Raw genomic sequence first — 5,869 nt, forward strand, 5'->3', positions numbered from 1 at the left:
GAATAAATTACTATAGTTCGCAACAACGGCAGAAATCGCTGTAGCCCAGTAAATACAAGGGATACAGCGATTTTTTCTTTACTTAACTGTCAAAGATGGGATTATATCAGCCAGAAGTTCAAAATACAATGAAAATCTGTGTCAAAAAAGCTTCCCAAAAAACTTCGTTTTCACAGCAGCTCCTCCATCAGGCCTTCCTGCTCCTCCTCAGTCCTGCGAAGCTTTTCCTTTATTTCCTTCTTTTTCTTTGTCATCAGTCCGCCGATACGCCCGGTCTCCTTTGCAGAAAGGGCCTTCCACCCATCCGACAGAACCTTGTCCAGAAGCCCCAGCTCCTCCGCAATTTCATATTTCAGCTGCTCTTCAGGCTCCAGATTTCTCAGATCTATTTTTTTCTTCTTTGCCATAATAAAGCCATACCCCTTTCTGCTGTCCTTATCCGGGAGGCGCAGTGCGCCTCCCGAAAAAACAGTTGCTACCTGGAGTATGGCCATTTTACCTGAAACTATACAACTTCACAGATTTATGCGATTCTCACATCGGAAACAGCGCCTTCACCGCCGGATACACCTTCCGGAACTTCTGATACTGTTCCTCGTAGCGTGCCGCATTCTCCGGGATGGGCTCTACGGTATCCACTACTTTCACAATCTTTGCGGCTGCTTCTTCCACGCTCGCATATTCTCCGCAGGCCACGGCTGCCAGCATGGCTCCGCCCATGGCAGGGCCTTCCTCGCTCTCGGGAATATCTACCTTGATATTCAGGATATCCGCTACCATCTGGCGCCACAACGGGCTCTTGGCTCCGCCTCCGCAGATCTTCGTGCGTTCGATGTGGATTCCCAGGGACTTCGCCACTTCAAAGGAATCCCGCAGCCCGAAGACTACGCCTTCCAGCACCGCCTGGGTCATGTCTTCCCTTGTGGTATCCATGCTCATGCCGATGAAGGTGCCGCGTACATTCGGATCGTTGTGGGGGCTTCTTTCTCCCATCAGATAGGGCAGGAAGAATACGTGATTCTTTCCAAGCTCCTTTACCTGGATGTCCTTCTGCTCGCCGCTGTAATCCTTTGTACGCAGTATTTCGTCCATCCACCACTTATTGCAGGACGCCGCGCTGAGCATACAGCCCATCAGATGGTAGTGGCCGTCCGCGTGGGCGAAGGAATGAAGGGCGTTGTTCTCATCCACACCGAACTTCTCGCTGGAAATGAAAATCGTGCCCGAGGTTCCAAGGGAAATATTGCAGGCCCCGTCTCCGACAGTTCCTGTTCCCACGGCTGCCGCCGCGTTGTCCCCGGCTCCCGCCGCGATTTTTACGTTCTCAGACAGGCCGAGCTCTTTTGCAAGCTCCGGCTTCAGAGTGCCGACCGCCTCATAGCTCTCAAAAATCTGCGCCAGCTGGTTTTCCTTCACGCCGCAGATCTCCACCATTTCCTTTGACCAGCACTTGTGCTCCACGTCGAAGAGCAGCATACCGGAAGCGTCCGACACGTCTGTGCAGAAGGTTCCGCTTAAGCGATAAGCCAGATAGTCCTTGGGAAGCATGATTTTTTCTATCTTTTCGAAGTTCTCCGGCTCATGCTTTTTCACCCAGAGAAGTTTCGGGGCGGTAAAGCCCGCAAAGGCAATGTTCGCCGTATAAGCGGACAGTTTATCCTTACCGATAACGTGGTTCAGATAATCGGTCTCTTCGCCGGTGCGGCCGTCGTTCCAGAGAATGGCCGGGCGGATCACCTGATCCTCTTTATCCAGAATCACAAGGCCGTGCATCTGGCCGCCGAAGCTGATTCCGGCCACCTGGGACCTGTCGCAGTCTGCGAGAAGCTCTTTTAACCCTTCCATGCTCTGGTTATACCAGTCCTCCGGATTCTGCTCCGACCAGCCGGGATGGGGGAAATACAGCGGATACTCCTTTGACACGATCTTCTGTATTTTTCCCGTTCCGTCCATCAGAAGCAGCTTCACGGCGGAAGTACCCAGATCAATTCCTACATACAGCATATACTTTCCTCCTGTGATTGCTCATGCAATTTTAAACAGGCCTGTACACCCCTGCACAGGCCTTATTGCCGGCGGACCGGGAACCCTTTCAGTCCCCGGCGCGCCGGATATATGAAAACATACCAATATCAGTTATGTATCCCTTACGCAAAGGGATTCTCGGTGGGATACCGCATTCCTTTCGGCTGATTGAAGCCGATCTCCTCCGGCTCCACTCCCAGATATTTGAATACCTCATAGAGTGCCTTTCCATAATGTCCGAAGGCCACAGCCCCGTGATGCGGATAGTTCTTCTCTACCAGCACGTGGCGGTAGAAACGTCCCATTTCCGGAATCGCGAAGATACCGATGGCTCCGAAGGACCGTGTCGCTACCGGAAGCACCTCGCCCTGTGCCACGTATGCGCGGAGCTTGCAGTCTGCCGTGCTCTGCAGGCGGAAGAAGGTGATGTCGCCCGGAACGATGTCTCCCTCCAGAGTTCCCTGGGTTACCTCTTCCGGAAGGCTTCTTGCCATAATCAGCTGATACTTCATGGAGCAGGAGGTCAGCTTGCCGGAGCAGGTGTTGCCGCAGTGGAAGCCCATGAAGGTATCCTTCTGGGTATACGGGAATTTGCCTGCGATATCCTCGTTGTAGATATCAGCCGGAACGGTATTGTTGATGTCAAGCAGCGTCACGGCATCCTGGCTTACGCAGGTTCCGATGAACTCGCTCAAAGCGCCGTAGATATCCACCTCGCAGGATACGGGGATTCCCCGGCCTGTCAGACGGCTGTTTACATAGCAGGGTACGAAGCCGAACTGGGTCTGGAACGCAGGCCAGCACTTTCCGGCGATGGCTACGTATTTGCGGTAGCCCTTATGCTCTTCTACCCAGTCAAGGAGCGTCAGCTCATACTGAGCCAGCTTCGCAAGGATCTGCGGCTTCTGATTGCCCGCTCCCAGCTCTGCTTCCATATCCTTTACCACATCCGGGATTCTCGGGTCTCCCTCATGCTTATTAAAGGCTTCAAACAGGTCGAGCTCAGAGTTCTCCTCGATCTCCACGCCCAGGTTGTAAAGCTGCTTGATCGGGGCGTTGCAGGCCAGGAAGTTGAGCGGTCTCGGTCCAAAGCTGATGATCTTCAGGCTGGAAAGTCCCACGAGGGCTCTCGCAATCGGAAGGAACTCATGGATCATGTCCGCACATTCTTCTGCTGTTCCCACCGGATACTCCGGAATATAAGCGCGTACATTGCGCAGCTTCAGGTTGTAGCTTGCGTTCAGCATGCCGCAGTACGCGTCGCCGCGTCCCTGTACCAGATCTTTTCCGGTCTCCTCGGCGGCTGCCACGAACATCACCGGGCCGTCGAAATGCTTTGCGAGCAGGGTCTCGGAAATCTCCGGTCCGAAGTTTCCAAGATATACCACAAGGGCGTCACAGCCAGCCTTTTTCACGTCCTCAAGGGCCTGCACCATATGAATCTCGCTCTCTACGATACATACGGGACACTCGTAGATATCCGCCGCGTCATATTTCTGCGCATAAGCCTCCACCAGAGCTTTTCTGCGGTTCACAGAAAGAGATTCCGGGAAGCAGTCGCGGCTTACGGCTACAATTCCCACTTTTACAGACGGTATGTTTATCATAGTAAGTCCTCCTTATATATTAGTTTTTAAGTTTTTTCCTGTCAAGCCGACGAAGGCTCCGTCCGCCCCAAGGCCGGACTCTTCGTGGGCGATCAGCCATTTATTGCGTGCCGTCATCAGGCGGTCTTCCGCAATCGCTCCCGTCACCTCCGGCATGGCCTCATTGGTGCCTTTTATCAGAATGATGGCTACCTGAAAGCCTTCCTGTCCAAGGCTGCAGGGCGCATAGTGGAGAGTCGTCGCATAGAGCTCCACCGCGCAGCCGGCCGAAACCTCAAAAAGCTCCATCTTTCCGGTGTCATAGGTAAAATCATCCGCGATGTCCTGCTGGCTTCCCACCATCAGGACCGCGCCCTGATATGCCACATTGATCTCAGAGCAGCGGTGATACTCGATGGCATTCAGCGTATCGTTATGTCCGTTGCAGTAGCCGATCTGAATGGGCAGGCCTCCAAATACACTGTTCTGGATGGCTTCCAATTCCGCGCAGGCCTCCAGCTCCGGTTCGGATGCCACATAGACTACCCCCTCTGTCACCGGCGTCTTTCCCAGGCGCTCCAGCAAATCAGGGATTTTGATGTCCAGAACCCTTCCGTATTTCCGGAATTCCGGATCTGTCACCTTTTTCATGGTTATATCCATTCCTTTCGCTTCACTCAGGCACAAAACGTTATGAAAATATTTTTCCTGAGCTTATTTTTCTTTATAATTCTTCTTGTAGGGAACTCGGTATACTACAAATCACGGGGAGGTGAGTGGGCTGTCCGGCTTACCAAGGTACGCCTTCGGTGTGCCGGATGACCGTATGGTTATATGTGTAGTCCGCCTTTTCAAGCACAAATAAGTGTGACGCAAGAGCACGTAATCTTATCTTTGTATAAACAATCTCGTTTATGGCTTAGGCGTTCAGTCAATGCCGTCTCTCCCTATGATCTTTAGCGAACCTTCTGGTTCTGAAAGGAGTCCCTATGGCTTTAAAAATCGTGTACAAAATCTGCTGTGGCATTGATGTCCACAAGACTTTTGTAGTGGCCTGCATTGCTTCTACTGACAGCAAGGGCGTGACCACCTATGAGCACCACCGTTTTTCGACCTACACGAAGGGTCTGAAAGATTTGTTACAATAGCTGCTCAAACATAACTGCAGGGATGTCTGTATGGAATCCACCGGTAAATACTGGATCCCTGTCTACAACGTTCTAGAAAACGACTGTACGATTGTCCTTGCACATCCCAAATATGTTAAGGCTATCCGTGGAAAGAAAACTGACAAGAGAGATGCCAAATGGATTGCTGACCTCTTCAAGCATGATCTTGTTGCCGGAAGCTTTATGCCGCCCGCTGACATCCGCCAGCTCCGCGACCTGATGCGTTACCGTTTCAAACTGACCTGCTTTATGTCAAGCGAAAAGAATCGTTTGCAGAACTGTCTCACGGTTTCCAATATCTAGTTGGGAAACGTTGTCTCGGACACCTTCGGCAAATCTGCTCAGGCGATACTGGATAAACTTTTGGAAAATCCCGCAGATACTTCTTTTGACCTTGAACCCCTTGTTTACAAAAGTTTGAAAAAGAAGCTCCCTGAGCTCCGGGACGCCATTGACGGCTATATCTCTCCGGAACAGGCCGGCAAACTCAAAGTGATCAAGGCCCATTATGAAAACCTTGAATCCCGGAAAGCAGAGCTTGAAGAACTCATTCTTGCGCTCGCCGCTCCCTATCAGCAGGAACTTTCCATTCTTCAAACCGCTCCTGGTATCCGCAGTACCTTCACTGCCATCGGGATCATTTCCGAAATCGGTACCAATATGGAGGCTTTTCCTTCGGCGAAACACTTATGCTCATGGGCCGGACTGACTCCGACCAACAATGAAAGCGCAGGGAAGAAAAAATCTGTCCGGGTTTCCAAGGCCGGATGCTATATCAAGCCACTGCTGGTGCAGTGTGCCAATGCTGTCGTTACCAGCAAAAAGCATCCTGAGATTCGTAACCGTTATCTCCGTATCAAAAAGCGTCGCGGTCACAAGAAAGCAATCATTGCCATAGCAAGAATGCTTCTGACTGCATTATACCACATGCTGAAGAACGGTGAAAACTATAATGCGGAACTTTACCGGAAATCAGATCAGCCTCCTGTTGACCGGGAAATCACGGTAGAACAGGCAATCATCATCGCAAGAAATCAAGGTTATAAGATTAAGTCAGCAACTGCATAACCTTAACTTTTCAATATTCAA

Annotated in this window: 4 protein-coding genes and 1 pseudogene; 1 reads left to right on the plus strand and 4 read right to left on the minus strand. The window is 51.4% G+C overall.

The window, feature by feature from the left end; translation table 11 throughout:
• Positions 1–170: 170 nt before the first annotated feature.
• The 4 genes from B5E77_RS16635 to B5E77_RS16650 form a co-directional block, all read right to left on the minus strand.
• A complete protein-coding gene (locus tag B5E77_RS16635; RefSeq protein WP_087166481.1) occupies positions 171–407 on the minus strand; it encodes a small, acid-soluble spore protein, alpha/beta type in 237 nt (78 codons plus the stop codon).
• Between the two features lie 127 nt (positions 408–534).
• Positions 535–2,004 (minus strand): xylulokinase, encoded by a 1,470-nt coding sequence (gene xylB, locus B5E77_RS16640; RefSeq protein ID WP_087166476.1) that lies wholly within the window; start codon positions 2,002–2,004, stop codon positions 535–537.
• A gap of 143 nt (positions 2,005–2,147) precedes the next feature.
• The gene (locus B5E77_RS16645; protein WP_087166477.1) at positions 2,148–3,632 is read right to left on the minus strand and encodes an L-fucose/L-arabinose isomerase family protein; all 1,485 of its coding nucleotides are present in this window, start codon (positions 3,630–3,632) and stop codon (positions 2,148–2,150) included.
• A 12-nt stretch (positions 3,633–3,644) separates the two neighbouring features.
• On the minus strand, positions 3,645–4,262 hold the full coding sequence (locus tag B5E77_RS16650; RefSeq protein WP_087166478.1) for a DUF4867 family protein: 618 nt from the start codon (positions 4,260–4,262) through the stop codon (positions 3,645–3,647).
• Between the two features lie 338 nt (positions 4,263–4,600).
• Between B5E77_RS16650 and B5E77_RS17745 the strand changes: the two are divergent.
• Positions 4,601–5,848, plus strand: a pseudogene (locus B5E77_RS17745) (IS110 family transposase).
• Positions 5,849–5,869: the final 21 nt, after the last annotated feature.

Origin of the sequence: Lachnoclostridium sp. An131, assembly GCF_002160825.1 — a bacterium.
Lineage (GTDB): Bacteria > Bacillota > Clostridia > Lachnospirales > Lachnospiraceae > Laedolimicola.

What these genes read in the sequence shown, in the direction of transcription:
- B5E77_RS16635 (WP_087166481.1), bottom strand. Translation starts at nt 407, where the DNA reads ATGGCAAAGAAGAAAAAAATAGATCTGAGAAATCTGGAGCCTGAAGAG.
- xylB (WP_087166476.1), bottom strand. Translation starts at nt 2,004, where the DNA reads ATGCTGTATGTAGGAATTGATCTGGGTACTTCCGCCGTGAAGCTGCTT.
- B5E77_RS16645 (WP_087166477.1), bottom strand. Translation starts at nt 3,632, where the DNA reads ATGATAAACATACCGTCTGTAAAAGTGGGAATTGTAGCCGTAAGCCGC.
- B5E77_RS16650 (WP_087166478.1), bottom strand. Translation starts at nt 4,262, where the DNA reads ATGAAAAAGGTGACAGATCCGGAATTCCGGAAATACGGAAGGGTTCTG.